At 50.3% G+C, this 25573-nt stretch carries 23 protein-coding genes; 10 read left to right on the plus strand and 13 right to left on the minus strand.

Annotated elements, in window-relative coordinates:
- Positions 1-58: 58 nt before the first annotated feature.
- Positions 59-1069: a porphobilinogen synthase gene (hemB, locus tag Q320_RS0106360; protein ID WP_027468312.1), complete on the minus strand. Its 1011-nt coding sequence runs from the start codon at positions 1067-1069 to the stop codon at positions 59-61.
- Positions 1070-1509: 440 nt separating this feature from the next.
- Between hemB and Q320_RS0106365 the strand changes: the two genes are divergently transcribed.
- A complete protein-coding gene (locus Q320_RS0106365) occupies positions 1510-3129 on the plus strand; it encodes a mechanosensitive ion channel family protein (RefSeq protein WP_027468313.1) in 1620 nt (539 codons plus the stop codon).
- A gap of 36 nt (positions 3130-3165) precedes the next feature.
- Here Q320_RS0106365 and Q320_RS0106370 read toward each other — a convergent pair whose 3' ends face one another.
- Both Q320_RS0106370 and Q320_RS0106375 read right to left on the minus strand, forming a co-directional pair.
- A complete protein-coding gene (locus Q320_RS0106370) occupies positions 3166-4026 on the minus strand; it encodes a transporter substrate-binding domain-containing protein (RefSeq protein WP_027468314.1) in 861 nt (286 codons plus the stop codon).
- Positions 4027-4119: 93 nt separating this feature from the next.
- Positions 4120-5529 carry a DUF2252 domain-containing protein gene (locus Q320_RS0106375; protein ID WP_027468315.1) on the minus strand — a complete coding sequence of 470 codons (1410 nt, stop codon included), beginning with the start codon at positions 5527-5529 and terminating at the stop codon, positions 4120-4122.
- 227 nt (positions 5530-5756) lie between these two features.
- Between Q320_RS0106375 and Q320_RS0106380 the strand changes: the two genes are divergently transcribed.
- The 6 genes from Q320_RS0106380 (at position 5757) to Q320_RS0106405 (ending at position 12658) form a co-directional block, all read left to right on the plus strand.
- The gene (locus Q320_RS0106380) at positions 5757-6488 is read left to right on the plus strand and encodes a peptidylprolyl isomerase (RefSeq protein ID WP_027468316.1); all 732 of its coding nucleotides are present in this window, start codon (positions 5757-5759) and stop codon (positions 6486-6488) included.
- 193 nt (positions 6489-6681) lie between these two features.
- Complete coding sequence (locus Q320_RS0106385; RefSeq protein WP_027468317.1) at positions 6682-7998, plus strand: TraB/GumN family protein; 1317 nt, start codon at positions 6682-6684, stop codon at positions 7996-7998.
- Between the two features lie 247 nt (positions 7999-8245).
- Entirely contained in the window at positions 8246-9349 is a 1104-nt protein-coding gene (locus Q320_RS0106390; protein ID WP_027468318.1) for a baeRF11 domain-containing protein, read from the plus strand.
- A 260-nt stretch (positions 9350-9609) separates the two neighbouring features.
- The gene (locus tag Q320_RS18760; protein WP_084282420.1) at positions 9610-10119 is read left to right on the plus strand and encodes a DUF3302 domain-containing protein; all 510 of its coding nucleotides are present in this window, start codon (positions 9610-9612) and stop codon (positions 10117-10119) included.
- Complete coding sequence (locus tag Q320_RS0106400) at positions 10112-11263, plus strand: HlyD family secretion protein (protein ID WP_027468319.1); 1152 nt, start codon at positions 10112-10114, stop codon at positions 11261-11263. Before Q320_RS18760 ends, Q320_RS0106400 begins: the two co-directional genes overlap by 8 nt.
- Before the next feature lie 9 nt (positions 11264-11272).
- Positions 11273-12658: a TolC family protein gene (locus tag Q320_RS0106405; RefSeq protein WP_027468320.1), complete on the plus strand. Its 1386-nt coding sequence runs from the start codon at positions 11273-11275 to the stop codon at positions 12656-12658.
- Between the two features lie 197 nt (positions 12659-12855).
- Here Q320_RS0106405 and Q320_RS0106410 read toward each other — a convergent pair whose 3' ends face one another.
- The 5 genes from Q320_RS0106410 to Q320_RS0106430 form a co-directional block, all read right to left on the minus strand.
- Positions 12856-13962, minus strand: coding sequence for a site-2 protease family protein (locus Q320_RS0106410; RefSeq protein ID WP_027468321.1), 1107 nt, complete (start codon positions 13960-13962; stop codon positions 12856-12858).
- A gap of 140 nt (positions 13963-14102) precedes the next feature.
- Complete coding sequence (locus tag Q320_RS0106415; RefSeq protein WP_027468322.1) at positions 14103-14606, minus strand: HAD family hydrolase; 504 nt, start codon at positions 14604-14606, stop codon at positions 14103-14105.
- A 90-nt stretch (positions 14607-14696) separates the two neighbouring features.
- Complete coding sequence (locus tag Q320_RS0106420) at positions 14697-16178, minus strand: B12-binding domain-containing radical SAM protein (RefSeq protein ID WP_027468323.1); 1482 nt, start codon at positions 16176-16178, stop codon at positions 14697-14699.
- 181 nt (positions 16179-16359) lie between these two features.
- Positions 16360-18435, minus strand: coding sequence for a carbohydrate-binding protein (locus Q320_RS0106425; protein ID WP_027468324.1), 2076 nt, complete (start codon positions 18433-18435; stop codon positions 16360-16362).
- Between the two features lie 558 nt (positions 18436-18993).
- Positions 18994-19905, minus strand: a complete 912-nt coding sequence (locus Q320_RS0106430; RefSeq protein WP_027468325.1) for a LysR substrate-binding domain-containing protein — start codon at positions 19903-19905, stop codon at positions 18994-18996.
- A gap of 229 nt (positions 19906-20134) precedes the next feature.
- Here Q320_RS0106430 and Q320_RS0106435 point away from each other — a divergent pair, with 229 nt between their 5' ends.
- The 3 genes from Q320_RS0106435 to Q320_RS0106445 all read left to right on the plus strand — a co-directional run bounded on the left by Q320_RS0106435 (position 20135) and on the right by Q320_RS0106445 (position 21886).
- Complete coding sequence (locus Q320_RS0106435; protein ID WP_156939000.1) at positions 20135-20410, plus strand: hypothetical protein; 276 nt, start codon at positions 20135-20137, stop codon at positions 20408-20410.
- A gap of 102 nt (positions 20411-20512) precedes the next feature.
- Entirely contained in the window at positions 20513-20731 is a 219-nt protein-coding gene (locus Q320_RS0106440; protein ID WP_156939001.1) for a hypothetical protein, read from the plus strand.
- A 105-nt stretch (positions 20732-20836) separates the two neighbouring features.
- Positions 20837-21886, plus strand: a complete 1050-nt coding sequence (locus tag Q320_RS0106445) for an FUSC family protein (RefSeq protein ID WP_027468328.1) — start codon at positions 20837-20839, stop codon at positions 21884-21886.
- A 12-nt stretch (positions 21887-21898) separates the two neighbouring features.
- On the opposite strand, the gene Q320_RS0106450 is transcribed toward Q320_RS0106445, so the two are convergent.
- The 5 genes from Q320_RS0106450 to Q320_RS18770 all read right to left on the minus strand — a co-directional run.
- Positions 21899-22129 (minus strand): RNA-binding S4 domain-containing protein, encoded by a 231-nt coding sequence (locus Q320_RS0106450; RefSeq protein ID WP_027468329.1) that lies wholly within the window; start codon positions 22127-22129, stop codon positions 21899-21901.
- Positions 22130-22195: 66 nt separating this feature from the next.
- Positions 22196-22786, minus strand: coding sequence for a Maf family protein (locus Q320_RS0106455; RefSeq protein WP_027468330.1), 591 nt, complete (start codon positions 22784-22786; stop codon positions 22196-22198).
- Positions 22746-23162 (minus strand): hypothetical protein, encoded by a 417-nt coding sequence (locus tag Q320_RS18765; RefSeq protein WP_211251184.1) that lies wholly within the window; start codon positions 23160-23162, stop codon positions 22746-22748. The genes Q320_RS0106455 and Q320_RS18765 overlap by 41 nt, the downstream gene beginning before the upstream one ends.
- 26 nt (positions 23163-23188) lie before the next feature.
- On the minus strand, positions 23189-23659 hold the full coding sequence (rlmH, locus tag Q320_RS0106465; RefSeq protein WP_027468331.1) for a 23S rRNA (pseudouridine(1915)-N(3))-methyltransferase RlmH: 471 nt from the start codon (positions 23657-23659) through the stop codon (positions 23189-23191).
- A 105-nt stretch (positions 23660-23764) separates the two neighbouring features.
- Positions 23765-25573, minus strand: a 1809-nt coding sequence (locus Q320_RS18770; protein ID WP_035852743.1) for a TolC family outer membrane protein, incomplete at its 5' end; no start/stop codon positions are given.

Consider the following 25573-nt stretch of genomic DNA (forward strand, 5'->3'; position numbering starts at 1 on the left):
CCTTTAACTTTGCTGATGGTTGCCCTTGTTCGTGGTTTTCGTGCCTTTCGTGGACTATTTATTTTGCTGTAGCTTGTAGCCAGCGCGCCGCATCAATGGCGTAGTAGGTCAAAATCGCATCGGCGCCAGCGCGTTTAAATGCCAGCAGGCTTTCTAACACGACGGCTTCCTCAGCTAACCAGCCGTTTTGCGCTGCCGCTTTGAGCATCGCGTACTCGCCGGAAACTTGGTAGACGAAGGTCGGTACTTTGAATTCATCTTTAACGCGGCGCACGATGTCTAAATATGGCATGCCCGGTTTCACCATCACCATATCCGCGCCCTCGGCCAAATCCAGCGCCACTTCGTGCAGCGCTTCATTGCTATTGGCCGGATCCATTTGATAGCTGTATTTATTGCCTTTGCCGAGGTTGCCACTGGAGCCGACCGCATCGCGGAAAGGGCCGTAAAACGCCGACGCATATTTGGCCGAGTACGCCAAAATCCGCGTGTGGATGTGATCTTCACGGTCTAGCGCTGCACGAATCGCACCAATTCGGCCATCCATCATATCGCTGGGCGCGACCATATCCGCGCCCGCAGCGGCGTGGCAGAGCGCTTGTTTGGTCAGCGCGGCGACGGTTTCGTCGTTTAATACATAACCGTTGTCATCAATAATGCCGTCTTGACCGTGAATCGTGTACGGGTCGAGCGCGATATCGGTAATGAGGCCGAGTTCAGGAAAGCGCAGTTTGAGTTCTTCCAGCGCGCGCGGCACGAGGCCACGGCGATTCCATGCTTCAGCAGCATCGAGCGATTTCAGCGCCGGTTCAATCACAGGGAATAGCGCCAAAGCCGGAATGCCGAGTTTGAGCGCGGTTTCGGCCGTGTAAAACAGTTTGTCCAAGCTTTGCCGCGTTACGCCCGGCATCGAGGCGATGTTTTCTTCGCGATTTTTACCGTCGAGTACAAACACCGGCAAAATCAAATCATTGGCGCTCAAGCTATTTTCGCGCATTAAGCGGCGCGAAAAATCATCACGGCGCATGCGGCGCAAACGGGTATTGGGAAAAAGACGATTGCTATGCATGCGGCGGACTCCGTTAAGGTCAATGTGGAACGTAGATGTGGGGCGATTTTAGCTGAGCAGCCGCACATTGTGCGCGGGAATTAGACACTTGCGTAATTGCGTAAATCGATAAGCAAAAATTTTGGCCTAAGGCCCCAGTCTTGCATCCTTGTCTCGTCTTGCCGTTCTCCACGCGAGCGAGTCACCTTGTGGACATTGGGATGTTGCATACTTTGTCGTCGCGGAGACAAAAAGCATATTTTTGATGGCCGCAGCGACATAATCAGTGAATGTGCAGGGATACTGAAGTTGAGTCGCTGGCTTTGCAGTTTGGAGCAGGCTTTAAATTTTATCTCCGGCTTATGATTTTATGGGTATATCTATGTGGCTCTTGTTATTTAATGGCTATGTAGATATACCCTTGGTCTAGTTAATGTCAATTTATTCGATTCGAGTCAAACATGATAAAAAAAATCATCAGCATGGTATTGAGCTGTGTGTTGAGCCTTTTGCTCAGCTCAGCGTGGGCGGCGGATGTGGCGTCGCAGGTTGCGGTGCAGGATGAATTTCCTTTGGTGGTGGGGCATCGCACTTTGACGACGTTTCGCGTCGGGATTTTGGCGTATTCCAGCAAAGATCGGGTTGAGGCTGCGCAATTAAGGCTGGAGCGGGTGTTGGAAGCTGCCAGAGGCGGCCATGTTCGCTCGCAACCGATTGCACCGCCAGGTATGGGCGTGGCGATTTTATTAGACGATCAATTGGTGTTTACCGTGCAGCCGGGCGATGTGAATGAGCTGGCTGGGGATACGATGGACGGGATGGTTGAGAATGCGGTCACGCAGCTGCAACACGTTTATACCGAACGCACAGAGCGCCGCGATCCGCAGCAATTGTTGCTAGCCGCTGCGCTGTCGATTGTAGCAACCGTGCTGCTGGCTGCGTGTTTTTGGTTGTTGTTGCGCGTACGCGTGAGGGTTTTGCGCTTTGGGCATCGCTATCTGACCGTACCCGTTGCGCGCGTGGCGAAAAAAACCACGGGTGTGAAATTGTCTTTACTCAATCAAATTTTGCGCTGGCTAACGAGCTTGGTGTTGGGTTTATTGGCTTTGTCGCTGTTTTATAGCTGGACTAGTTTTGTATTTGCTCAATTTCCATTCACGCGTGCGTGGAGCGAGCAACTCAATGAGGCTTTATTTGGCTTTTTGTCTGGGGTGGGATTAGCAGCGCTGAATGCGATTCCTGGTTTGCTGGTGGTCGTATTTATTATTGTTTGCGCGCGTTATGCGACGCGATTTATTCATTTTGCGTTCTCTCGCATCGAGCGCGGTGAGTTGCATTTAGGATTTTTTGACCGAGATACCGCCAGTACGACGCGGCGGATTATGTCGTTTTTGATTTGGTTGCTGGCGATTGCAATGATTTACCCGTATCTGCCCGGCGCAAATACCGAGGCCTTTAAGGGGCTGTCGGTGATGGTCGGCTTGATGGTGTCGCTCGGTGCGTCGAGCGTTGTGGGGCAATTTGCGAGCGGCTTAATTTTGATTTATGCCAAATCGCTAAAAAATGGCGAGTACGTGCAAATCGGCGCAGTGGAAGGCACGGTGGCGCATATTGGTTTATTTGCGACCAAAATTCATACCAATTTACGCGAAGAAGTCAGCATTCCCAATTCAGTGTTAGTTGGGCAAAACGTCATTAATTTCTCACGGCTGGCCGCGGGCGGCGGCGTGATTTCGCAAGTGGTGATTACGATTGGCTACGATGTGGCGTGGCGACAAGTCGAGGCCATGCTGCTTGAGGCGGCGAAGGATACCGCAGGTGTACGCACTGATCCTGCGCCACGGGTTTTTCAGACTGCGTTATCGGACTGGTATGTGGAATATCATTTGCGCATCGCGCTGGACGAGCCGCGCCGCCGTTTGGAGATTTTGAACGATTTGCACGGCAAAGTGCAGGATGTGTTTAACACGCACGGCGTGCAAATTATGTCGCCGAATTACGAAGCTGATCCGGCGCAGGAAAAAATCGTCGCGCCAGAAAATTGGTATCCAGCGCCAGCGAAAAAACCGCAAGCGGAGTAATCGATTGTCACTGTTGGTGAGTGCGCGCTGTAGACTTTATTTTTTGGGTGGATTGAGCAAAGTCCAGCGCTCGACTTTTTGATTGAAAAAGCCTGCATCGGTATACGCACGGCGAATGCGGCCTTCTTTACGCAGTTGAGTAAGGCCTTTGTTTAAGGCAGTGAGCACTTGCTGGCCTTGCGCGGTATTGGCGATCAAAAAATGGCGGCTGCCGGGCATTGCGATTTTCATGTTTTTAATCGGCAGCAAACGAATTCCCTCTACATCAACGCTTAAATCAGACTTGCCTTTGAACGACGCCATCATAAAATCGCCACGCCCAGCATTGAGCATTTTGACGATTTGGATATAGGTCGGCGCGCTTTCGACTTTAGAAATCCCCAGTTGCTCTAAAACTTGGATATCATTTTTCCACGCGGTATTGGAAATCACGGTGAGTTTTTGCAATTGCTTAAAGTTTGCCTGCAAGACTTTTTGATTGCGCTCAAGTGTGTAAAACCCAACCTGATATTCGCCTTCCCGAATCGTTGGCACTGATAAGCTCGCTTTTTCTTTGCCAATATCGGCAGCCCATACCGTGGTGCCTAGCGCTGTGGCATGAGCCGCTTCGACTTCGATGATGCTGCGTGCATAGTTATCAATGGCAGAAAAGCGCACCACGTCGTTCAGACCTCCCAGACGCAGTGCCTGCTGAAATAAAATGAGTTCGACCGTGTCACGGCGCGAGCCTTCGCCGCTGTAATCGCGGATTTTATCCAGATTGCGTGTACCAAGAAGTTTTTGGTAATCGCTCAGCACATCTTTAGGTACCGCCACAATAATATCGGCCCAACCCGAGCCCAATTGTAGCGCCAGCACGATGCCCAGCAGCCAGCGTGGGCAGTGGGAAATACGCATTAAATGTCCTTAAACTCTGTGCGGTGGTGGGCGATAGTACCTTGTTGTGTTTTCCTGCTGTGGATTGGTGTGAGTCAAAACACAGGCTGCGGCCTAAACGCGTAAATCACTGGCGAAATCGGCTTCGGTTTGGGCGATTAATTTCCCTGAGCGGCAAGCATGGGTAAATTTCTCAAAATCGCGTTCGACTTGATCGGCATATACGGCGCTGTAGCTGCTGATCGCTTTGGCAAACGCGTCGCCTTTACCTAAATAACCCGAAATCTCTGGTGCGAGACCGCCGGCTTTGGCGTGCGCACGCGCCAAAACCCAGCCGCATAGTTCGGCATATTCGAGCAAAATTTCGCTGCTATACATTTCCACTTCGGGGCTGAGCTTCATATCGCGTAATTGGCGGAAGTAAAAATGTCGCCCCGATGGGCTCGTTGCCCAACCCAGGAAAATATCACTGGCCACTTGCATTAAGCGCTGGCCTTCGACAACGCGGCGGCCTTGCTGTTGATACGGCGTGGCGCTGCCGGCGTATTGCGCCAGTACCGACGGGCGCGCTTCTTTGATCTGCAAAAACAGCGGCTGTTCATGCACATCAGTGAGCAGCATGACGAGGCAGCGCGTACCCACACTGCCCACGCCGACCACTTTGTAGGCTGTGTCTTGATATTGATAGCGATTAAGCAGTATTTTCCGGTCGGCCACCATCGTGGTTTGATAATCGCGCATCATTTTGTCGATGCGTTGTTGCCAATCGTCTTGCTGCAGCCACTGATCGTCGGCATCAAAGAGCATGTGATGGTCTTGCAAATGAAACACCGAAGGCAGGCTGTCTCTGATCCGCCAACCGTCGGCGGTTTTTTCAGCTAATTTGGGCAGAATGTCTTGATGCGTGCGGCCCTTGGCTTTATGAATTCCGCGCTCGATCCTTTGCCGCGTGGCGGTAGATTCTGCGTGGGCTAATAGCGTTTCAAAGCTAATTTTTTCATACCAAATATCCAACTCGCCCATTAGGGTATAGCGCTGCATGTGTTTTTGGTAGCTGGCTGCAACAATATACGCCGCTTCTTTGCCAATTTTATCGCCATGATTTAAATGCCGTGCCGCCACCATAAAACTGGCCGCCAAGCGTTTGATATCCCATTCCCAAGGCCCGGGATGCGTTTCGTCAAAATCATTAATCCCAAACAGCAGTGTGCGTTCTGGCGAGGCAAAACCGCCGAAATTCATCAAATGGCAATCGCCGCAAATCTGCTGGCGCAAGCCACTGATCGGCGTGCTGGCCAGATCATGGGCTTGCAATAGCGCCGTGCCGCGATAAAACGCAAACGGTGAAGCGAGCATTCGCCCGTAACGCAGCGGCACCAAACGCGGCAAACGACCCTCGGACGATTGCATCAGCAAATCAATCGGATCGCGCTGGTGCTGCGCTTGCTCGGCATGGCTTTTGCGTGAGCAGGTATCGCGCAGTGCGCGGCCACGTTGTTGGCGTTCTTGAAGTCGGCTGGTCATTGGGAAATCCTTTCTGGCGTATGGGGCGCGAATCCGTCGCGGAATCAATTTCATTTTTGCAGTTTTTTCTTAAACCGCTGTGCTTTTCTGCAATTTGGTTTTTGCACTACTTTAGTACTTGATAATCGGCCTATTCACCCACAAATAATACGGGTAAGCTACTGAGCAATTAATTTTATAACCCAGCTTAGATAGCTGGGTTTTTCATGACCAATAGGATTTAAATCATGGCAATTATCGTAAACGGCGTTGAAATTAGCGAAGCATTGATCGAAGGCGAATTGGCGCAACACGCCGAGGCAGAAAGCCCACGCGATGCAGCAATCCAAGAATTAATCTTGCGCGAACTGCTGTTGCAAACCGCAAAACAACAAGGCGTGACTGCGCCAACAACTGAAGAAATCATCGGCACTTTGCTAGAAGCTGCAATCCCAGTTGAAGAAGCTGATGAAGCCGCTTGCCGTGATTTCTACGACAACAACCCAGAAAGTTTTACCAAAGGCGAAATGGCCTCAGCGAACCACATCTTGTTCCCATTAGGTGAAGGCTTGGCGGGCAGCTTGGCGAAAGCGAAAGCCGAAGGCGTATTGGCCGATGTGATTGCGAATCCAAACAAATTTGCTGATTTGGCTAAAGAGCATTCGACTTGCCCATCAAGCGCGCAAGGTGGCAGCTTGGGTCAATTTGGCCGTGGTCAAATGGTGCCAGAATTTGAAGCCGCGATTTTCTCCACAGAAGCGGGCGTGATTGTGCCGACTTTGGTTGAAACACAATTCGGTTACCACATCATCCAAGTGACTGAGCGCAGTGCTGGCGAATCGGTGAGCTTTGAAGAAGTGCAAGAGCGCCTGCAAGCCTTCTTGACTGATATGGCTGGCCGTAAAGCAATGCATGATTACCTCGGTAAATTGGTAACGAGCGCCAAAATCGAAGGTTACGCTTTGCCAGCAATGGCTTAAGTTCTGCTAGTGCAGCGCCGTTCATCGGCCAAGTAAGCAAAAAAAGCCAGATGCTCAATCTGGCTTTTTTTATTACAAATCAAGGTGCTAGGTATCACAGAAAGTGATACTTGCTGTGTGCCACCTCCTATGGTGACGAGGCATTTTCGATTATCATCAGCCTTACTGATGTGGTTAACTTGAGGAAAAAACTATGCGTAGTCTTATTATTGTTGGCTTACTTGGATTGGGTCTGGTGGCCTGTGGTGAGAAAAATGCCAATCCAGATGCTGCGGATAAAAACGCGAGTGTGAGTGCCGATGCGACTGCGAATTTGCAGCAGTGGTTGAGCAAATCAGCGCAGCCGTTGACCGCGCTTGATGTGGCGCAAGCGAGCGATACGCATGATCTCGATGCTTTTGGTGCCGCGCTGGGTAATGCGCGCGTGGTGGTTTTGAATGAAGAAACGTATGCCGATAAAAACGCCTATGAGTTGATGAATCGTTTGGTGCAATACCTGCATCAGTACAAAGATTTTGATGTGTTGCTGATTGAAAGTGCGATGTTTGATGTAGAAGGTGTTTGGCGCAGCGCGGTGGATAAAAATGCCAGCGTGGTGGAATTAGCACCGGGCCGCGTGTTTTATATGTATTCGCAAACGGATGCCAGCCGTAAAGCTTTGGCGTATTTGGATGAAGCGCGTAAAACTGAGCGCCCGCTGACTTTGGCCGGTTTTGATATTCCGTTGGCGGGCTCGACGTCGATTAAGGAATTATTGCCAGCGCTGACGCAATATCTACAGAACAAAGGCTCAAAAATTCCAGCGCAAGCCAATTGGGCCGAGTTTCGCCAAGTCGCGCAGCGCGCGATTGAACTCAATAGCCAAGGCATGGATTTAACGCAATTTAATCAAGTGAGTACGCAGCTTAAAGCCGAGCTATGCCAAGACACCACGCCTGCCAGCGTGGCGACATTGCGCGAATCGGCGGGCTGGTGGTGCCAACAAGTAAAAAGCATCGCCGCTGGTGTGGGCCGTCAACAGCATACTGATGACGTGAATTACGATCAACGCAATCCAGTGCTGGCCGACAATGTGCAATGGCTCTTGGATAATGCATTTGCAGGCAAAAAAGTGATTGTATGGACTAACGCATCGCACGGTTTACCGCAAGTGAGTGGTGTTGATCCAGAGACGAAACAGCCGATTTACAGCATGGGCTGGCATCTGCAGCAGCGTTTGGGTGAGAAGATTTATAATGTGAAAATCGCTGCACTCGGTGGGCAAACTAATAAGTATTGGGATACAGGCGTTCAGGATGTTGTCGTTGCGCCTAATACCCTTGAGTCTTTACTCAAAAAGCTGGATTTAAAACAAGGCTTTGTGCATGCACCGACTGATCCGGTGTTGCTGAGCCAATTTGCCCAGCTCAAGCAGCCCGCCGTGTTTGGCAAAGACTACCAAGGCGTATTTTTCTACCCGCAAGCCGAGCCTGCATTACAAGGTGCCCACGCGATGGTGCCTTTGCCGTAATCGGATGGGTATTGAAAAAGCCAGATCATTTGATCTGGCTTTTTTTATATGGCAATTAAGTTGTTCTCAGGGATTGCTTTGCGGCCTTAATAATCCAGTTTTGGGTGAGTGGCGGTAAGTTCTCAATACCACATTGGACAATAATATTAAGATTACTTAATTACATCATGGACTTGTTAATTTTTTACTTAACTTTGGCTTATTTGCGGTGTAAATTAAATATTCCTATTCTTAGTCGAGGTTAGCCATGTTTCATGTTGATATCCCAAGCCGTGAAGAATTTCTATGGTTGTCTGATGTTCGTGCCGATGCGTGTGTTTCGATTTATTTAGAAACCTCACCGCTACGTGATAAGTCAGAAGCCAGTCAAATTCAGTTGGGTAATCTCATCGATCAGGCATTGCAACAATTAGCAGATATCAATTTCGATAAGCGCCGTTTGGCTTTGCTTGAAGAAGAACTTTATTCGGTACTGGAAGATGAAACATTCTGGTTGCTGCAAGCCAATAGCTTGGCCATCTTGGCTACACCAGATCACATCAGTACTTACCGTTTGGCCAATGTGCTATCGAATCAAGTTGAAGTGAGCGAGCGTTTTTATCTGAAACCGCTGTTGCGTGCTTTGACTTTCCCGCACTCTGCCTATGTGTTGGCCTTGTCGGAAAATGAAGTTCGCATTATTGAATGCTTCGCAGATGCGCCTGCCGAAGTGGTTAGCGTTGCGGATCTACCGAAAGATGCGACCAGCGCTGTCGGTATGTCTTCATTACGTGCACGTAAATTTGATGGCGTGCATGAAAAAGTTCGCCTCGCGCAATTCACGCGCAAAATCGATCAGGCGCTACGTCCTGTGTTTGCTGGCCACAATGCGCCCTTGATTTTAGTGAGCGCTGAGCCATTAGCATCGATCTACCGTGCGACGAATACGCTGCCGAACTTGGTGAAAGAAACGCTCTTTATGAACGCCGAGCACATTGGCGTAGCTGACTTGGTAACGAAAGTTCGCCCGATTTTAGATAATCTCTATCAAGCTCAGCTCGATGCATTGAAACCGGTATTTGAATCGCGCGCAGGTGAGCGCCGCGTGACGCAAGATCTATCTGATGCCGCAAAAGCCGCGACGCACGGTGCGATTGATTTGTTGTTGATCGATATTGAACAATCCGTGCCAGGCACGATTGATGAGCAAGGCAATCTGACCTTGGCCGATCAAGCCAGCGCGCTGAGCTATGGCGTGATTGATGAAATCGCTAAGCGCGCACTTGCCACTGGAGCCCGTGTATTGGCAGTTCGCCAAGCCGATCTACCTGCTGGTGCTGCACTGAACGCGGTATTGCGCTACTCACTGTAAAATGAGTTTTGAAATTTAAAAACCCGAATCGCTATCACGGCGATTCGGGTTTTTTTATGAACCTAGAATACTGAATTGATTGCAATCATATTGCACTAATCGATTCGCCTTGGCTGAAAGGCCTATTTATGTTGCGCTGCTATGGGCAAATTTAGATAAACATCATTTAATGCACAAATGCACCGCGTGCCACTTTATAATCCGCAGTACTTGATTTGGCCCGTTTTGCATATCGCCAAATCCCCTGATAAGGAGATGCAATGAAAACACTCAAAAAAAATGGTCTGGCGCTGGCTGCGTTGCTGGCCAGCCTATTGCCTAGCCAAGCTTGGGCTTTTGCCCCTGGCATGGAAGAAAAAATCGCCGATGTCATGGTTTGGTTTGTGATTATTTTGGTGCCTATTGCGCTGATTTATCTATTTTGGAAAGTTCACGTACTGCCTGAAGTTTTTGCCGAAAAACACCATCATCCGCAAAAGCATGGGATTCAAGTTGTTTGTTTACTCTCGCTCTTATTTGGCGGTTTACTGTGGCCTATTGCGTGGCTATGGGCATTTACCAGACCTGTCGGTTACAAAATTGCCTACGGCACCGATAAACATGACGATTATTTCTTGAAGCCGGATGGCGAGCACGCGGATAAGCCGATGGATCTCGCTGTGGTGGATGATGAAATGATGCTATTGAAAGAAAAGCTTGAAGGCCTCAGCCAGAAGCGCGAAGTGATTGTGCGCAACCAGCAAGCCGCTGCGGAGAAAAACGATGCTTGAACTTATTATTGGTGGTTACTGCGGCCTGGTTTGGCTGATTTTTATTAAGCTCAAATGGTTGCCATGGAATATCAAAACCCAAGTTGGCGCGGCTACAGGTGCCATTCTATTGGCAGCGACGATTATTTTTACGATTAATGTCGTGTCACCGTCGTCGAGCGATGTACGGGTGATGAACTTTGTCGCAGAAATTGTGCCGCGTGTGCCAGGGACGGTAACGCGGGTGGCTGTCGAAGGCAATACGATGATCAAAAAAGGCGATGTTTTACTGGAAATTGATAACACGCCTTATCGTTTGAGAGTGAAAGAACTACAAGCCAAGCTGGCTGATGCAACCGCTTCGGCAAAAACACTTTGGCAAGATTTAGATAATGCCAAAAGCAATACCAGTGCCGCGCAAGCGCAGCTCGATTTAATGAAAAAACGTTTGGCGCAAGCGGCCGAATTAGCCAAAGCCGGTGCGGGCAATCAATTTGATGTGGAAAATTTTGCCACTGAAGTGAAAAAAGCCGAATCGGCAGTCGCCAGTGCAAAAACAGCCGAAGTCAAAGTAACGACCAAACTCGAAGGCGTTGTCGGCCCCGATCTGGCTAGCGTGGCGCAAATCAAAGCGCAATTAGAAGCAGCACAGTACGACCTCGATTCCACAGTGATTCGTGCACCAGCCGATGGCTATGCCGTCAATGTGGCGGTGCGCCCAGGTAATTATCTGGTCGCAATGCCATTCAAGCCTGCAATGAGTTTCGTTGAGCATGAGCAGCGTATTCTGGCGTTTTTTGCGCAAAATGAGCTGCGCTATGTGAAGCCGGGTGATAAAGCCGAAGTTGCGTTGAAAACCTTACCCGGTGAGCTGGTGTTTGCTAAAGTCGATTCGATTGTTTGGGCGACTGGGCAGGGACAATTGGTGCAATCGGGGGTGATTCCGAATGCACCGTCAGAAATGCTTCACGCACCACTGGCGCAAAAATTTGCCGTTAAGCTGGTTCCGGTGGCGAAAGAGGGCGAAAAACTGCCATTTATCCCGATGGGCTCACGCGGTGGTGGCGCTGTCTATACCGAGAAACTTGCTGCGCTGCATTTGCTGCGTATGGTGATGATTCGTGCTCAGTCGCTGGTGAATTACCTCGTGCTGAAATTACACTAAGGAGGGTGAATGTTTAAATTACGCACTTCACTCATGGCGCTGCTGGGGGCTGGTATTTTGCTCGGTTGCGCCGTGGCTACGCCGCCTAGTCAGCATGAATTAATGCCCTTGGCGCTGGGTAAAACCAGCGTGCCAGCGCAGTGGCGTTACAGCCAAACGCCGGGGCAATTTGATGCCGAAGCGCTGGGTTTTACGCCAGATGCCGCGCTTAAAGCACTGATTGCCGAAGCACAGCTTTACAATGCCGATCTGCGAATTGCTGGCGCGCGCATCGATCAGTCTCGCGCTGCGCTTAAAGCAGCGGGCGGCCCAATGTTGCCGAGTTTGGGCATTGGGGCGCAAACGGGTGATTCGGCGATTCCGACTTCCAGCATGAGCACGACTGGGATTGGCGTCATCGCCGCTTGGGAAGTCGATCTGTGGGGGCGTCTGCATTCCGAAGAAGCCGCTGCAGATGCGCGTTTTAAAGCCAGCGAACTGGATTTGCAATACAGCCAACAAGCCATCGCAGCGGCCGTTACGCGAGCATGGATTGCCACCACAGAAGCCACGCAGCAGCTGGCCTTTGCCAAGCAAATGCAGCAGATGGCCGAAAAGCAAGTGCAGCTGATCCAAACTGGGCAAAAAGTGGGCCGCAATACCGCGCAAGATGTAGCACTGAGCGAAGCGGGTGCGGCACTGTATCGCAATCAGGTGGCGGCTAATGAGCAGGCCTTAAACCAGCTGCAACGCAGTCTGGAAGTCTTGCTCGGGCGCTATCCTGCTGCTGAAGTCACTGCGGCCGCCACTTTGCCGGTCGCCAGTATGGCGCTGCCAGCCGGAATTCCTTCCGAGCTGATGACACGTCGTCCGGATGTACTGGCCGCCGAGCAACGCTTTCGTGCGGCATTTCAAGATGTTGAAGTTGCTAAACGCGCTCGGCTACCCTCGCTGAAATTAAGCGGCGGCGTGGCGTATATCGAAGATTCGGTTGTGGTGCTGGATCCTAGCCTGAAAAATCCACTTTGGGCGCTGACCGGCCAATTGCTGGCACCGATTTTCACTGGCGGCTTATTAGAAGCCCAAGTTGAAGCCAAAAATGCCAGACAGCAAGAAGCCATCGCGCAGTACAGCAAAACGGCGATCACTGCATTTAACGAAGTGGAGGGCGCATTAGCCGCCGAGCGCAGCCTGCAAAAGCGCCAACTGGCGTTGGAAAGCCAAACCGCGCAATTGAAAAAATCGCTGGTTTACGCGCAAGTGCAGCAAAAAGTGGGTAAAGGCGATTTGTATCAAGTGCTGCAACAGCAACTCAATTTAGCCAGCGCACAAGCCAACTTATTGCACCTGCAAAGCGAGCGCCTCAGCAATCGTGTGAATTTGCATCAGGCTTTAGGTGGGCACTTCCCTGAGTAATTTTTCATGGATAGTATTTAGCGATTGCAGTGGGACTGAAGATGATTACCTATTCAGTTTGAATAAAGCGGTTGTTAGATGAAATAAAAGCCAGATCGGAAGATCTGGCTTTTTTGTTTTGTAATGTAGGGTATATTAATCTGGGTTTTATTAATTAAAGCATGTACTAATATACCCATGATATTGGATGTGAAAGATTAGCCCTGTAAAATCTTCATCGGTAGGCTGAGTATTTCGTCGCCATGACCTGCAAAATACCAAATGACGCCGATTAGCGCGCCTACGGTGAGTAAATACCAGACGGTGGAAAAAATCTGGCCGTAGCGATCGAGCGGGAGCAAATGGCTTTGGTGGCGGCTGCGCCATTCAAAGACGATTTCGAGGCTACCAATCAGCAGTAAAAATCCCAGTAAAGCCAAGCCCAGCGAATAGCTGATAAACACGCCCAGTGCCGCGCCGACGATGCAGGCGATCAGGCCGACTTTGCTATGCAGTGAAAAGCTGATGCTTTTCAGAATATGCCCGCCGTCGAGCGGCAAAATCGGCAGCAGATTGAATAAATTCAGCAGCGCATTCATCGTCGCCAACCCAGCAAAAAAGATATTGCCCGTCAGCCAATAGGCCAGCATAGCGGCCAGCGAGAGCAGCAACCCAAAACACGGCCCCATAATCGCAATTACCACGTCTTGCCAGCGCGTATTGATTTTCTCGTCCGACATCGCCAAGCCGCCCATAAACGGAATCAAGTAAATCCCCTTGGTTTTCATGCCGAAATATTTCATCGCCCGAATATGGCCGTATTCGTGAAACACCAAGCAAGCCAAGAGCGCCAGCGCAAATTGGAAAGAAAACAGCCAAGAATAAGCCGCGACGCTGGCTCCGGCCAACGCTACTTTGATCATTTTGGCGCTTTTCAATAATTTGAGCGCCAGCGCACCGATGCCGAGCAGGCTGAATTTACTGTGCGTGGCCGGTGTACTCACCGGCGTTTGCCGCTCGATATCGTGCGTGTCGCGCTGACCTTGCAGCACGACTTCATCGTTAATGAATAGGCGATATTGCAGCGAAAACGGCTGCCATTGCAGTTGCGTTTCTAAACGAATGTGTAGCGTGTTGGGTGCGTCGGAGTCAGTAGAAGCAGGGGCGTGCAGCTCAAATTGCAGCACATTGTCGCCTTCACCGCGCTCGGCCGAGGCAGCTTTTTCGGCGACTAAGGCATTGTCCCAAAACAGCTGTTGCCAGCCAGCAAGGCTGCTCTCTAGCCGCAGCGATTTGCCGAGGCATTCGATATTTAATAATTCCACGATGTTGGCTCTGTGTTGGGTATATTGATGTAGCTATTTTTTAGTAATGCCTGTATCGATATACCTGAATAAATGGGTGATTTCGTTTTGCTAAGAGAGCTAGATGATCAAACTCTAACCCGTCTGTTAGTCAACAAAGTTTAGATAGAGCAAGACCTATCTAATAATTCGCTTAAATGATGGATCGTGGTGTGCAACTTTGATGTTGCTTGGTATTGGTTTTGTGTGTTGAGCCATACCGCTGAAATGCCGAGTGCATTAGCGGCAAGCACATCATTGTCAAAATGATCGCCAATCATCACGATCTCGGTGGGGTTCAGTGCTAAATCATCCAAAATGAATTGATAAAATTGAGTTGATTTAGTGAACCCAACATTAGCTTGGCAATAAATTCGCTCCATATATTGGCCTAAGCCAACGCGATCCAGTGCCGCGCGAATCTGTGCTTCATTGGAAGCCGCTGCGCTAGTGGCCAGCATGAGGCGCGATGATTGACTGAGTTTGGTCAGTAGTGCCAATGCACCGTCGACCGCCTCCACGTGCTCCCATTCGGCCATGGGCAATGATTGATTGGGATCGTCGCGCATTAAAGTATCACCCCAATCAAAGAGGTAAACCAAAGGCGATTTGGGTTTGGCAGTCATATGCATTATGATTTGTATGTTTGATTTTTATCTGGGTATATCAATGTAGATTCTATTAAATAAGCCATAAATTAATATACCCTTCATTTTTTAAGCGTGTAGATGTAATGCCTGCCGTAATGGCGCAACCGTATCTGCTGCGGCTTTGGGTTTTTTCTGTTTTCCGGCGTAATCGCTTTCCAGTAATTCTGTCGTCGCTTGCGCCGACATGCCTTGCGTTTGCAGCCATTCACCCACCATTTTCGCCAATCGATCCAGCGCGATGCGGTGCGTGGCGTCGGTGTTTTGATAGAGCCAATCGGCGAATGCCATAAAGTTCGAAAACGGCGCGTCGCCCAATAGTACCGGCAGCGTATTGGCAAAACGCCCCGAATTGGCGACCAAATCCCAGTAGCGGGCAAAACGCACTAAGCGCTGCATCGTGGTGAAATCAATGTCGCGGTTGGCCAAAATCGTATACGGCGGGAAGGGGTCGTACACCATGCCAAAATCGGCTGTGTGGCGAATAATCGGCGTACCGCGCAGGCGTTTTAAAATGCCAAATTGAATTTCATGCGGCTTGAGCGCGTACAGTTGATCAAAACCTACGCCAAAACTAGCCACCGTTTCGCCAGGCAAGCCTGCGATCAAATCCACATGTAAATGCGCGTGCGAATTGTCGGTGAGCCAACGGATATTCTCGGCGGCTTTTTCATTATTTTGCTTGCGACTGACGAGGCTTTGCACTTCAGGATTAAAACTCTGAATGCCGATTTCAAACTGCAAAGCGCCAGGCGGGAATTGCATAATGCCGTCTTTGAGCGCTTCGGGCAGATGGTCGGGGACGACCTCAAAGTGAGCGAACACCGGATCATTCGGATGCGCGGCGATTTTATCGAGGAAAAACTGCATGATGCGCAGGCTGGTTTTGATGTTCAGATTAAACGTGCGGTCGACAAATTTAAACAGCCGCGCGCCGCGCTGATACAGCGTTTCCATCTCGGCCAAAAAGCGCTCCAACTCAAACGGCCACGCGGTTTTATCCAGCGCCGACAGGCAGAACTCACACTTAAACGGACAGCCGCGCGACGCTTCGACATACAGCGTACGGTTTTTAATGTCTTCATCGGTGTACAGCGAGTAGGGCAGCTGCAAATCGTCGAGCTTGGCTTGCACGCCAACGTGGATTTTCATTAGCGGTTGCGGACCGTTCAAAATCTGGCGACACAGATCGGGCAACGTGATTTCGCCCCAGCCAGTGACGACAAAATCAGCGTCTTTGACGATGGTTTGCTCAGTCGTTTCGTACGACACTTCCGGCCCGCCGAGAATGATTTTGATCTCTGGCGCAACGCGTTTCAGCATCGCGACCAGCCGTGCCGTTTCTTCAACATTCCAGATATACACGCCAAAACCGATGATCTTGGGCTTTTTCGCCAGCAGTCGTTCGACAAACTCAGTCGTTTTACCGCCGATGACAAACTCGATGATTTCTGTTTGCTCTTGCAAATCGCCCATATTGGCCTGCAAATAGCGCAACCCGAGTGAGGCATGCGTGTAACGGGCGTTGAGCGTGGACAAAATGATCGACATAAGAAAACCGGCAGCGGAGCAAAAACGCTATTTTACGGGTTTACGGCGTAAGGCGGGTGGGTGATTGCCTAATGGTGAGTTGTGCCAAATCACGATGTAAGAAATCCCCACGCGCCAACGGCGGGGGGGGATCAAGTTGATGCTTTAACTCAGTTTGATGCGTGCTGAGTGTAGAGCCAGATTACGGGTACAGCTTGAATGTCACTACGCCAGCCATTGGATCAGCCGTCACGAGGTAAGTATTGTTTCCTTTTGGTGTGACAGTCAGTGCTTTGCCATTTTGAATAACAAACACGCCTTCTTTGGCCTCTTGATTAAGCTCGCGAGTGCTGAATTCTAGCGTGATCGGCGTTGCATATTGTTTGCATTCTGGCGCCCATGTTTCAAAGAACAGTTGCCCGTCGTTTAGCGCTGGTTTGCAGAATTCACGTGCAAAGCGATATTTAATCACGTTGCTTGGTGTATCCATCCACAGCTCGCCAGCATCGACTTTGGCTTTGGCGTAATCGAGGTGAGCTTGGTAACGTGCCAACGGTGCAGTTTCCCAATAGCCAGTATCAACGCTGTGCATGGTGCGCGTTGCCCAGCCGCCTTGATTGATGGCCGCATCGATGTGCAGATTGAGAATTTCACTGCCCATCGGGTAGAGCGACCATTTGCCATCGACGGTGAACAAGTCCCACTTAATGCGGTAAGCATTGATAAAGTCAGGTGGATTGATCCCTGCTGGCATCGTGGTGTAATCCACATTGCCATTATTGAGTAGATGCGAAGCACGACCACCTAAATACTGAGAGCTGTATTTCAGGAAGTTCGTCCCCGTCGACGATGCAGTATCGCTCGGCCAAACAAAATAGCTGGCTTTGTAGCCATCTAGATTGGCGGCAATATCCGCCGCAGAGCCATTCAATTGCGCTTCCAGCTCAGCATCGTTGATATAAGGATCAGGATGATTGCGGCTATGACTGATGATTTCATGGCCATTAGCGATCATTTGTTTGGCTGCCGCCCAGTGTTGCGGTGAGCAATTGCCAGTAATGACCGCAAAACCCGCCACCAGACCACGGTTTTTCAGCTCTGGATCCATAATTTTGATATACGGATCTGTGCCAACTGGCATCGAGCAGTAATCATCATGCACCAAGGAATACGCGCCTTTCGCGCCGTTTTTCCAAGTGGTGGTTTTTACTGATGTGACGAAAGCATGTGAGCCTGGCGTTGGGCTTGCCGATGCAGTGGGCGTTGGTGCTGGTTTTGATTTCCATTCTCCACGATGGCAAGCGCCGTCAATAGTGATAACCCACTCCCAAATGTAGCCCGGCTGCGATGGTGGTGTAGTGCCTTGTGGACCTGATGAGCAAGGTGGTGTTGTTTGGTCTGGCGTTGGCGAAGGTGTTGCCGTCGTTAAATTGATTGCACCCAAGTCTTTCCACGGACCCCATTGATCCGCAGCATTCGGCGTTTGGCCTTGTACCCACCATTTGGCTTCAAAAGTGCGGCCATTGTGGCTAACGCGTTGACCGGCGGTGTAAACCGTAGTGCTATTCCATGCGCCAATGCTTGAGATTGGGGTTGCAGTCGGGGTGGGCGTTGGCGTCGTAGTCGGTGTTGCTGTCGGGCTTCTAGTTGGGCATACGCCTGGTACTACAAACTCAACATCCCAAATGGCGGCATCGTATGTGAGTGTGGTTCCGTTATCAATCGGCCGAGTTGCTGGTGTACTGGTGTGTGTCACTTTCGCAGTGAATCGTGCCCAACCTTGGTAGTGACTATATATGTAGTTGGAAGGACGAATGTGCGTACCTGCTTGATACACCGCACCGAAAGTCCAGTAGGGGGTTTGATCAGGATTTGGAATGTTGGTGCATGGGCCATATTTACGCACTTGGCTTTCGAGCACCGTCACTTGCGTGGGCGACGTTGAAGGCGTTGGGGTTGGCGTTGGATTGATCGTTGGTGTCGGTGGATTACTCACAGTCCAACTACTGCACGTGCCGAGGTTTTTCCACAAAGTCGGGCTGGCAGCCGGATTCCAATTCGCGCCGACATAGGCGGTATGGGCGGTAAGGGCTTGGTAGTCAATATTGTTATAAGTGACGGTTTTGCCGCTGGCGTAGCTAGCGCCTTCGGCCCAAGGTTCAAACGGATTGCAAACTGCCGTGGCGGATGCCGTGTTGGCCAGCGACAGTAAACCTGTCGCAGCGAAGCTAAGCAGCAATGCTTTTTTTGCACCTGTGAAGTGCTGAGTTTTTATCATGTCTCTTCCATCCAGTTTTGTATGTATTCAGCTTGCACCGGCATCAAGGCTGAATTGATTTTCTATGGTATTGCCCGGTAAATCTTTTTGGTTATGCTCTAGCGGCATATACCTTTGGTAGTGTTGTTTTTACTCTATCTCTTTGTTGGCGGCGAATTTCGCGTCTGCGCTCGTTTTTAAATGCGCTTATTGTCGTTCCAGCAGAGCAGTATGATTTAATTTCAGCTGGGCGTTGCCACTATGCCAGCGGGATAAGTGGGTGTAAATATTCTGCGGCATTGATTTCATTTATGGGGGAGTTAAGTTTTATTTTTCATTTAAAATCAATGATTTGTCTTCATTTTGATTTGTGTCATTTTTCATGAATGGTGACATTAGTCTGGTGATACACAGCAAACAGTCATCTTGCTGGCGCGGCGCAATTCAAGGTTTAATTTTTGCGGTGTTGAGCGCGTCAATTCTTCGAGGCTAGGGTCAATAGACCCTAGCTTCAAAAAATCTATATTTTTGGATAATGCGGATTGGGTAATGTGTCACTTGCTTGATGGGTATTCCTATCTAGGCTTTTATTGTAATGCTCTGTAGGTGAATACCCTTGATGTAAGTGTTGGCTTGCTCGCTAATCCATGCGCTAAAATCAGCGATTTTGCCGCTGCTCGCACTGCGATCCGGCCAGACTAGCCAGTAGGGATATTGGTAGGGCACGCAAATATCGGTGATTTGCACTAGCGTGCCGTTGGCGAGGTGCGATTCAACCAGCGAGGTACGCGCCAACATAATGCCGTGCCCCAGCCGAGCGGCTTCGAGTTCCAGATTGCTGTCGTTGTAGGAATACGTTGGCGTCGGCCGCCAATCGGCCAGCCCTGCAGCTTGGCACCACGTTGCCCACGGTATGGCGGGATTATGGATGATCGTCGCTTTTTTAATGTCATTGGGCGACGTTGGCCGCGGTTGGTAGTGGGGCGCAGCGACGGCGATGTGATAATCATCCATCAAGTGCACTTGTTTCATGCCATCCCAGCCGCCCGCACCCATGCGCACCGCCATATCGAGCAAGCCGTTATTCATTTCCTCAAACCCCAAACCTGCGCGCAGGTTGACGGTGTATTGCGGAAATTTAGCCTTAAAATCAGGCAAGCGCGGCACGAGCCAGTTGAGCGCAAACGATGGCACCACGCCAATGGTGATGTCATTGGGTTTGGGGCGAGTCAGTACGCGTTGCGTTGCGTCCTGCATATCGGCCAATGCACCACGCACGCGCAGTGCGTAAATTCGGCCTTCTTCTGAGAGTTGCAGCCGCTTTCCTTCGCGCAAAAATAAGGAGAGCCCAAGAAAATCTTCTAAAGCGCGCAATTGATGGCTAATTGCGCTGTGCGTCACATTCAGCGATTCGGCGGCTTTGACCACACTACCCAAGCGGGCGACGGCTTCAAATGCGCGCAGGGCGCTTAAGGGCGGGATTTGGCTCATAGATTCCTTAGCAAGACGGTATAAAAATGCTTAAGTAATAAATTCTTGTTGAGTTTGTGGGAGCGGGCTTGCCCACGAAGCTGGGTATTCGCGGGCAATTTCGCGTTCACAAATTTTATTTCTGCATTAGTTTATGTGAATTTTACTCACATCAAAGCAGAAAAATCATCAGCTACAGGCTTTTATTTATTGGATATAGTGAATTTCCTATGCCAAGCGGATGAAAGAAATGGTCACCTATCTACGATTGAATGTCGCCGAAAATGAGTTGCTGGTGGTGGAACTGAGCCACGCGGCGCAGCTGTGGTGTGAAGATGGTGGGGTGTGGTTGACGCATGATCAGTTGAGCGAAGATATTGAGTTGTATCGTGGTGAGCATCGTGAGTTGATGATGGGCAAACTGCTGATTGAAGGTGCGGGGCGCTTGTGCTTTTGCGGTGAGAATTTGCAGATTAGCGCAGTGAGTAAAAGCAATGCCCAAGAAGCCGAATTGCTGGCATTTTAAATCAGGCGTTGCAATATTCATGGGATATTGTGAAATGTCATGTCACCGTCATCAGATTGCGGTATAAATCGCGAGCTGATTTGGCTATACAAGGTTTTGCTGATGTTTCAAGGTCGTTCAATCATGCAGCGCGTATTCTCGCGCTTGCGCAAAATTGCATTGGGTTTGCTCGCATTTCTTCTGTTGCAATATATCGTTTTGAGTTTGCCGATTTATTTAGAGAGTCGCTGGGCGATGGATGGCGCGTTGTGGCCGATTTTGATTTTGATCGGTTTGCTCTACGCGGTATCGGCATGCTTGGCGATGCAAAGGCGTGCTTAAAGCATCTGTAGCTGACAGTTTCAAGTGAACAATTGCGGTGAATCATGCGGCAGCGTTTAGACCGCTGGGTTCGCAAAATCACAGGCACTTTGTTATGGTGTGACCATGTCGATCGCTAACTTTATTCTCAGCTCATGGCGCGTGCTTAAAAACCCGCTGTTTTTATACCAAAATCATCGCCAGATTCATGCTTTACGCGTGATGCTGGCGTTTGCTTGCGGCGGTGCGATTGATATCGTGTTCGGCATTCCTTATGGCAGTTGGACGCTGATTACGATTGTTGTGCTGATGGGCAATGTGCAGACTCAGGGCGACGTGGCGAAAAAATCGGGCCAAAGGGTACTGGGTACATTAATTGGCGCGCTGGCTGGTTTGCTGGCGGTGGCTTTGTATTTGGTATCGCCTTGGCTGGGTTTTGCTTGGCTGGTGCTGGCAATTTTTCTGAGCGCCTATCATGCGCTGGGGCCTGCTGGTGATGCTGCAGTGATTGCTGGCGTTACGCTCGTTATCGTGGGCGGCATGGGCGATTCTGTATTGGAAGAATCACTCTGGCGTTTGCTTAATGCAATGATAGGCGCGTCGATTGCGTTTACTTTTGCATCTTTGTTGCCATCGCGGGCGATAGATCGTTGGCGATTTTTATTGGCAGAAAATTTGCGCGAGGCGGCGTTTGTCTATTGCCAAATGGGGCAGCGTAGCTCGGCCGATGTCGAGGCGGCCTTGTATCGTTTTAATGTCAGAATGATCAAAATGCGCACCTTGATTGCATCAGCAGCCAAAGAATGCGAGCTGCAAACCGTGCCATTTGAGCAAGTGCAGCGCTGCCAGCGCACGATGCTGATTATTTTAGAGCGAATGTGTGTGGATGTGCAGGCGGCACCGCAGCGGCCACTTCCGCCGCTGCAAGCTGGGATTTTCCGACGTTTAATACGCTCCGCACGTGGCTTGCGGTTTTTGCAGCGCCATTTGCTGGATAAACCTGCCGCCGCGACCCATATCGCACCGGTCGAATTGGCTGATTTTCTAACGCTGGAATTGAGCCAGACCATTGATCGCATTTACGACGAATTAAATTTCTTGCTACCGAGTATTTTGCGCATCCAACAGCCGCTGGCCTTATTACGTCCAGCAGCGCTGCGCTATTTGCGCAAGTAAGCCGGATCGTATTTATTCAGCGCTAGCTTCAGCCACTACGTGGATTTCTTCGCCGAGAACTTTGACGACCATGCCGGGGCGGATTTTGGCGGTTTTGCGGCTTTCAAGCACGCCGTCGACTTCAACCAAGCCTTCGGCGACCATCATTTTTCCCACGCCACCCGATGGCGCAATACCTAGGGTTTTTAGTAAGTCGCAGAGCGCGATGTATTCATTACGAAGTGGAAATGTTTGGATTGCCATTTTGTGTCCTTATAGGTATTGAGTTATAGCCATTTTATAGTATGGCTTGGTGGGATATACCCTTAATTATTCGGCGAGAGCGCCTAAGCCATGCTGCGCCAACAATGCCGCTGTATCGTGTAATGGTAAACCCATTACGCCGGTGAAACTACCATCCAGATGCGAAACAAATAGTCCGCCCAGCCCTTGAATCCCGTATGCACCGGCCTTGTCCATTGGCTCGCCGCTGGCGACATAGTTGGCGATTTGCGCGTCGGTCAGATCGGCAAACGTCACGCGGCTAATGCTTAGGCGGGTATCAACGCCAGCCTCAGTTTTTAACGCCAAACTGGTCAGTACTTCGTGCGTTTGTCCGGAGAGTTTGCGCAGCATATTGATTGCATCGGCTGCGTCGAGTGGTTTGCCTAAAATTTCATCAGCGAAAATTACTGAAGTATCTGAAGCAAGCACAGGTTTCAGCGCCAAACCCATTTCTTCTAAGTGCCGCCAGCCCGATTCAGCTTTTTCGACTGCCATGCGGATCACGTAATCGCGTGGGTTTTCCTTGGGCTGTGGCGTTTCATCAATCGGCGCCGCAATGCGTTCGAAAATCACGCCAGTTTGCGCGAGCAGTTCTTTACGGCGCGGGCTGCCGGAAGCGAGATAAAGTTGGGTCATGAGATTTACCTAAATAGCAGGGAATAAGAGTGTAAGAACTCAGATCTGCCTTCATACATTTGAGCATTTTTGAGAAAAATTCTTCCCGTTTTTCACGCGGACCATCATTAGTATCAATAATCCCTTGAACCGCTTTGGCAACATCTGGCGAGCCAAACAGCTGCACTCTGGTTTGCCAAAGAGCAAAATTCTTTGAATTTATATCACTTGGCTCGATCGCCGCTTTATGCAAAGCATCTAGAAGGCCAATATAGGTCTCTCTTTTTTCTTTGTATTGCAAATCGGTTCTTGCTGATTTTCGGCTAAGGAAAAAATCTACTCCTGACTTCAATAGTGCTCCAAGTCCTATCAATCCCAATGCCGCACTCCAGTCCATAGCATTTCCTTTCTTAAAAATATTTACTATTCGCGGTGATAAGGGTGATTATTGATGATCGACACGGCGCGATACAGTTGCTCGGCGAGCAGTACGCGCACCATGCCGTGTGGCATCGTCATTGCGGAGAGCTGGAGTAATTGATCGGCGCGCTGCTTGATGCGTGGATCGAGCCCATCGGTGCCGCCGATGATAAACACGGTTTCGCGACCGTCGATTTGCCAGTCTTTCATCTGCTCGGCCAGTTTCATTGTTGTCCAATTCGCGCCGCGCTCATCGAGTGCTAATACGCGCGCGCCGTCGGGAATCGCAGCCAAAATACGATCTGCTTCTTCCGCCATCACTTGTTGCGGCGTGCGGGCGCTGATGCGTTTATCGGGTTTGAGCTCAGTCAGCGTGAGCGTGAAATCGCGCGGCATGCGTTTGGCGTACTCAGCATAGCCTTCGGAAATCCAATTCGGCATTTTATGGCCGACAGCAATCAGTTGCAGTTTCATAGTGTGTCATGGTTTTTGTTTAATGCGATGGTAACAGATGTGCTTGGCAAAAATAAAAACAGCCCGTCGCAAAACGGGCTGTTTGATTTGGTACTTTGCAATTAATTATTCAGAGCGGCCGCTGGTTACGCGTTCGCGTTTGATTTTCCATTTGCCGCCCTCGCTCACCAATTCCAAGGTTTTTTCGACTACGTCTTGGTAGTTTTGCGAGCTGTAGTTTTGCTTGAACGTCACGTCGGCACGGTCTTTGCTGACATTGGCGCAGCTAAAGTTTTCAAACTTCAGGCTGATATCGCCTTCTTTGTTCACACGAGCACGGCGTTTGGCTTCCCAATCGGCGCGTGTGCGGCCAGCACCCACGTCAAACTGACTGCTGTAAAGCGCTAAATACTCATCGGCTTTCTTGCTAGACCATTGCGTGCGCCAGTTTTCAACAAACTCAGTCACGGTTTTGTCGCACGTTGCAGTGGGCGTAGTGGAAACGGGTGTCGCTGGCGTTGGAGCTAGAGATTCAGCGCTACGCGGTGGGCGCGCTGCTACAGCAGCGGCGCGATCCAGTGGAACGGCCGCGATCAAAGCGCCTGAGCAGCTGATTTTTTCATCTTCGGCCAAATTGTCGCCCAGATCATTGTCGGGCGAGGTGTTTTCGAGCGGCGAAATCTGCAAAGCAGCAAGCAATTCATGCGATTGCATCAACACCCGTGCGTAAGAGAGTTGATGATCGTATTCGGCGCGAACCAAAGCGCGTTTGGCTTCGAAGAGTTCGTTTTCAGTATCGAGCACGTCCAGTAGCGAGCGTTGGCCGATGTCGAATTGTTTACGGAAGGCATCGCGGGCTTTTTCGGTCGACAGCACGTGTTGATCGAGGTATTTGAGTTGTTCTCGCAGGCGATAAGTATCATTCCACGCGATTTGTGTGGTTTGGCGAATATCGCGGCAGGTTTTATCGCGTAGTTCTTGGGCGATATTGAGCAATTCAGCATATTGGCTGGCGCGCGCAGTATCGCTTCCACCGCGGAACAGGTTGTAATTCATGACGAGCTGAATTTTTCCGTCTTTATAGCTGCCGTCGATATTGTCGCGATTGTTGTCATAACCTTGGCTGGCGCGCAATTCAAGTTGCGGATAAAAACTGCTTTTCTTGGTTTGTGCATCAGCACGCGCAGCGCGAATATTGTAAATCGACGCACGGAAGGCCGGATTTTGTGTCATTTGCTCTTTGAGCGTGGCCAAATCTTTCGCGGTTTTTGTCGAAAAGTCCGGTGCATTACTCATTTCGGCGGCGGGCAGTGCGCCAGTCAGGCGCTCATAGCGCGCTGACACATCGTGCAAATTCGATGATTCGGTTAACCAGTTCGATTCGGCCAAAGCCAAACGACCCGATGCGGTTTCCAAATCAACGCGGCGGCCGACACCCGCAGTCACGCGTTCTTGAATTTGATTAAAGGTTTCTTGGTGAATGGCGTAGTTTTCGCTGGCGAGCTGCACCAGCTTGCGATAACGCAGCACATCCAAATACGCATTGGTGGTTTCCAGCGCTGCGGCATCACTGGCGGCGAGTAAATCGTAATAACGGGTGAGTTTGCCATAACCTAGACGGCGCACTTCTTCGGAGGTGGCAAAGCCGTCGAACAACATTTGACGCAATTCCAGCGATACGCCGGGATGGTTAAAAGTGCCGGTATTGGTATTTGGATAATCTTGGCGCTCAACGCCCGCATAGCCTTGCAAATCGATTTTTGGATAATAGTTACCACGCGCAACGTCTTGCTCATTGCCCGCAGCGCGGAAATTGAGCCACTTGGCACGGACTTCGGGATTGCGTAAAACGGTTTGTTCCACGGCATCGCGTAGATTAGATGCGGCAAAAGTGGCCGTGCTACCGCAGGCGAGCAGCAATAGTGCGAGTGGTTT

The sequence above is a fragment of the Deefgea rivuli DSM 18356 genome, from assembly GCF_000620145.1.
Classification (GTDB): domain Bacteria; phylum Pseudomonadota; class Gammaproteobacteria; order Burkholderiales; family Chitinibacteraceae; genus Deefgea; species Deefgea rivuli.

Coding starts and splice junctions, on each gene's coding strand:
- hemB (WP_027468312.1), bottom strand. CDS start 1,069: ATGCATAGCAATCGTCTTTTTCCCAATACCCGTTTGCGCCGCATGCGC.
- Q320_RS0106365 (WP_027468313.1), top strand. CDS start 1,510: ATGATAAAAAAAATCATCAGCATGGTATTGAGCTGTGTGTTGAGCCTT.
- Q320_RS0106370 (WP_027468314.1), bottom strand. CDS start 4,026: ATGCGTATTTCCCACTGCCCACGCTGGCTGCTGGGCATCGTGCTGGCG.
- Q320_RS0106375 (WP_027468315.1), bottom strand. CDS start 5,529: ATGACCAGCCGACTTCAAGAACGCCAACAACGTGGCCGCGCACTGCGC.
- Q320_RS0106380 (WP_027468316.1), top strand. CDS start 5,757: ATGGCAATTATCGTAAACGGCGTTGAAATTAGCGAAGCATTGATCGAA.
- Q320_RS0106385 (WP_027468317.1), top strand. CDS start 6,682: ATGCGTAGTCTTATTATTGTTGGCTTACTTGGATTGGGTCTGGTGGCC.
- Q320_RS0106390 (WP_027468318.1), top strand. CDS start 8,246: ATGTTTCATGTTGATATCCCAAGCCGTGAAGAATTTCTATGGTTGTCT.
- Q320_RS18760 (WP_084282420.1), top strand. CDS start 9,610: ATGAAAACACTCAAAAAAAATGGTCTGGCGCTGGCTGCGTTGCTGGCC.
- Q320_RS0106400 (WP_027468319.1), top strand. CDS start 10,112: ATGCTTGAACTTATTATTGGTGGTTACTGCGGCCTGGTTTGGCTGATT.
- Q320_RS0106405 (WP_027468320.1), top strand. CDS start 11,273: ATGTTTAAATTACGCACTTCACTCATGGCGCTGCTGGGGGCTGGTATT.
- Q320_RS0106415 (WP_027468322.1), bottom strand. CDS start 14,606: ATGACTGCCAAACCCAAATCGCCTTTGGTTTACCTCTTTGATTGGGGT.
- Q320_RS0106420 (WP_027468323.1), bottom strand. CDS start 16,178: ATGTCGATCATTTTGTCCACGCTCAACGCCCGTTACACGCATGCCTCA.
- Q320_RS0106425 (WP_027468324.1), bottom strand. CDS start 18,435: ATGATAAAAACTCAGCACTTCACAGGTGCAAAAAAAGCATTGCTGCTT.
- Q320_RS0106430 (WP_027468325.1), bottom strand. CDS start 19,905: ATGAGCCAAATCCCGCCCTTAAGCGCCCTGCGCGCATTTGAAGCCGTC.
- Q320_RS0106435 (WP_156939000.1), top strand. CDS start 20,135: ATGGTCACCTATCTACGATTGAATGTCGCCGAAAATGAGTTGCTGGTG.
- Q320_RS0106440 (WP_156939001.1), top strand. CDS start 20,513: ATGTTTCAAGGTCGTTCAATCATGCAGCGCGTATTCTCGCGCTTGCGC.
- Q320_RS0106445 (WP_027468328.1), top strand. CDS start 20,837: ATGTCGATCGCTAACTTTATTCTCAGCTCATGGCGCGTGCTTAAAAAC.
- Q320_RS0106450 (WP_027468329.1), bottom strand. CDS start 22,129: ATGGCAATCCAAACATTTCCACTTCGTAATGAATACATCGCGCTCTGC.
- Q320_RS0106455 (WP_027468330.1), bottom strand. CDS start 22,786: ATGACCCAACTTTATCTCGCTTCCGGCAGCCCGCGCCGTAAAGAACTG.
- Q320_RS18765 (WP_211251184.1), bottom strand. CDS start 23,162: ATGGACTGGAGTGCGGCATTGGGATTGATAGGACTTGGAGCACTATTG.
- rlmH (WP_027468331.1), bottom strand. CDS start 23,659: ATGAAACTGCAACTGATTGCTGTCGGCCATAAAATGCCGAATTGGATT.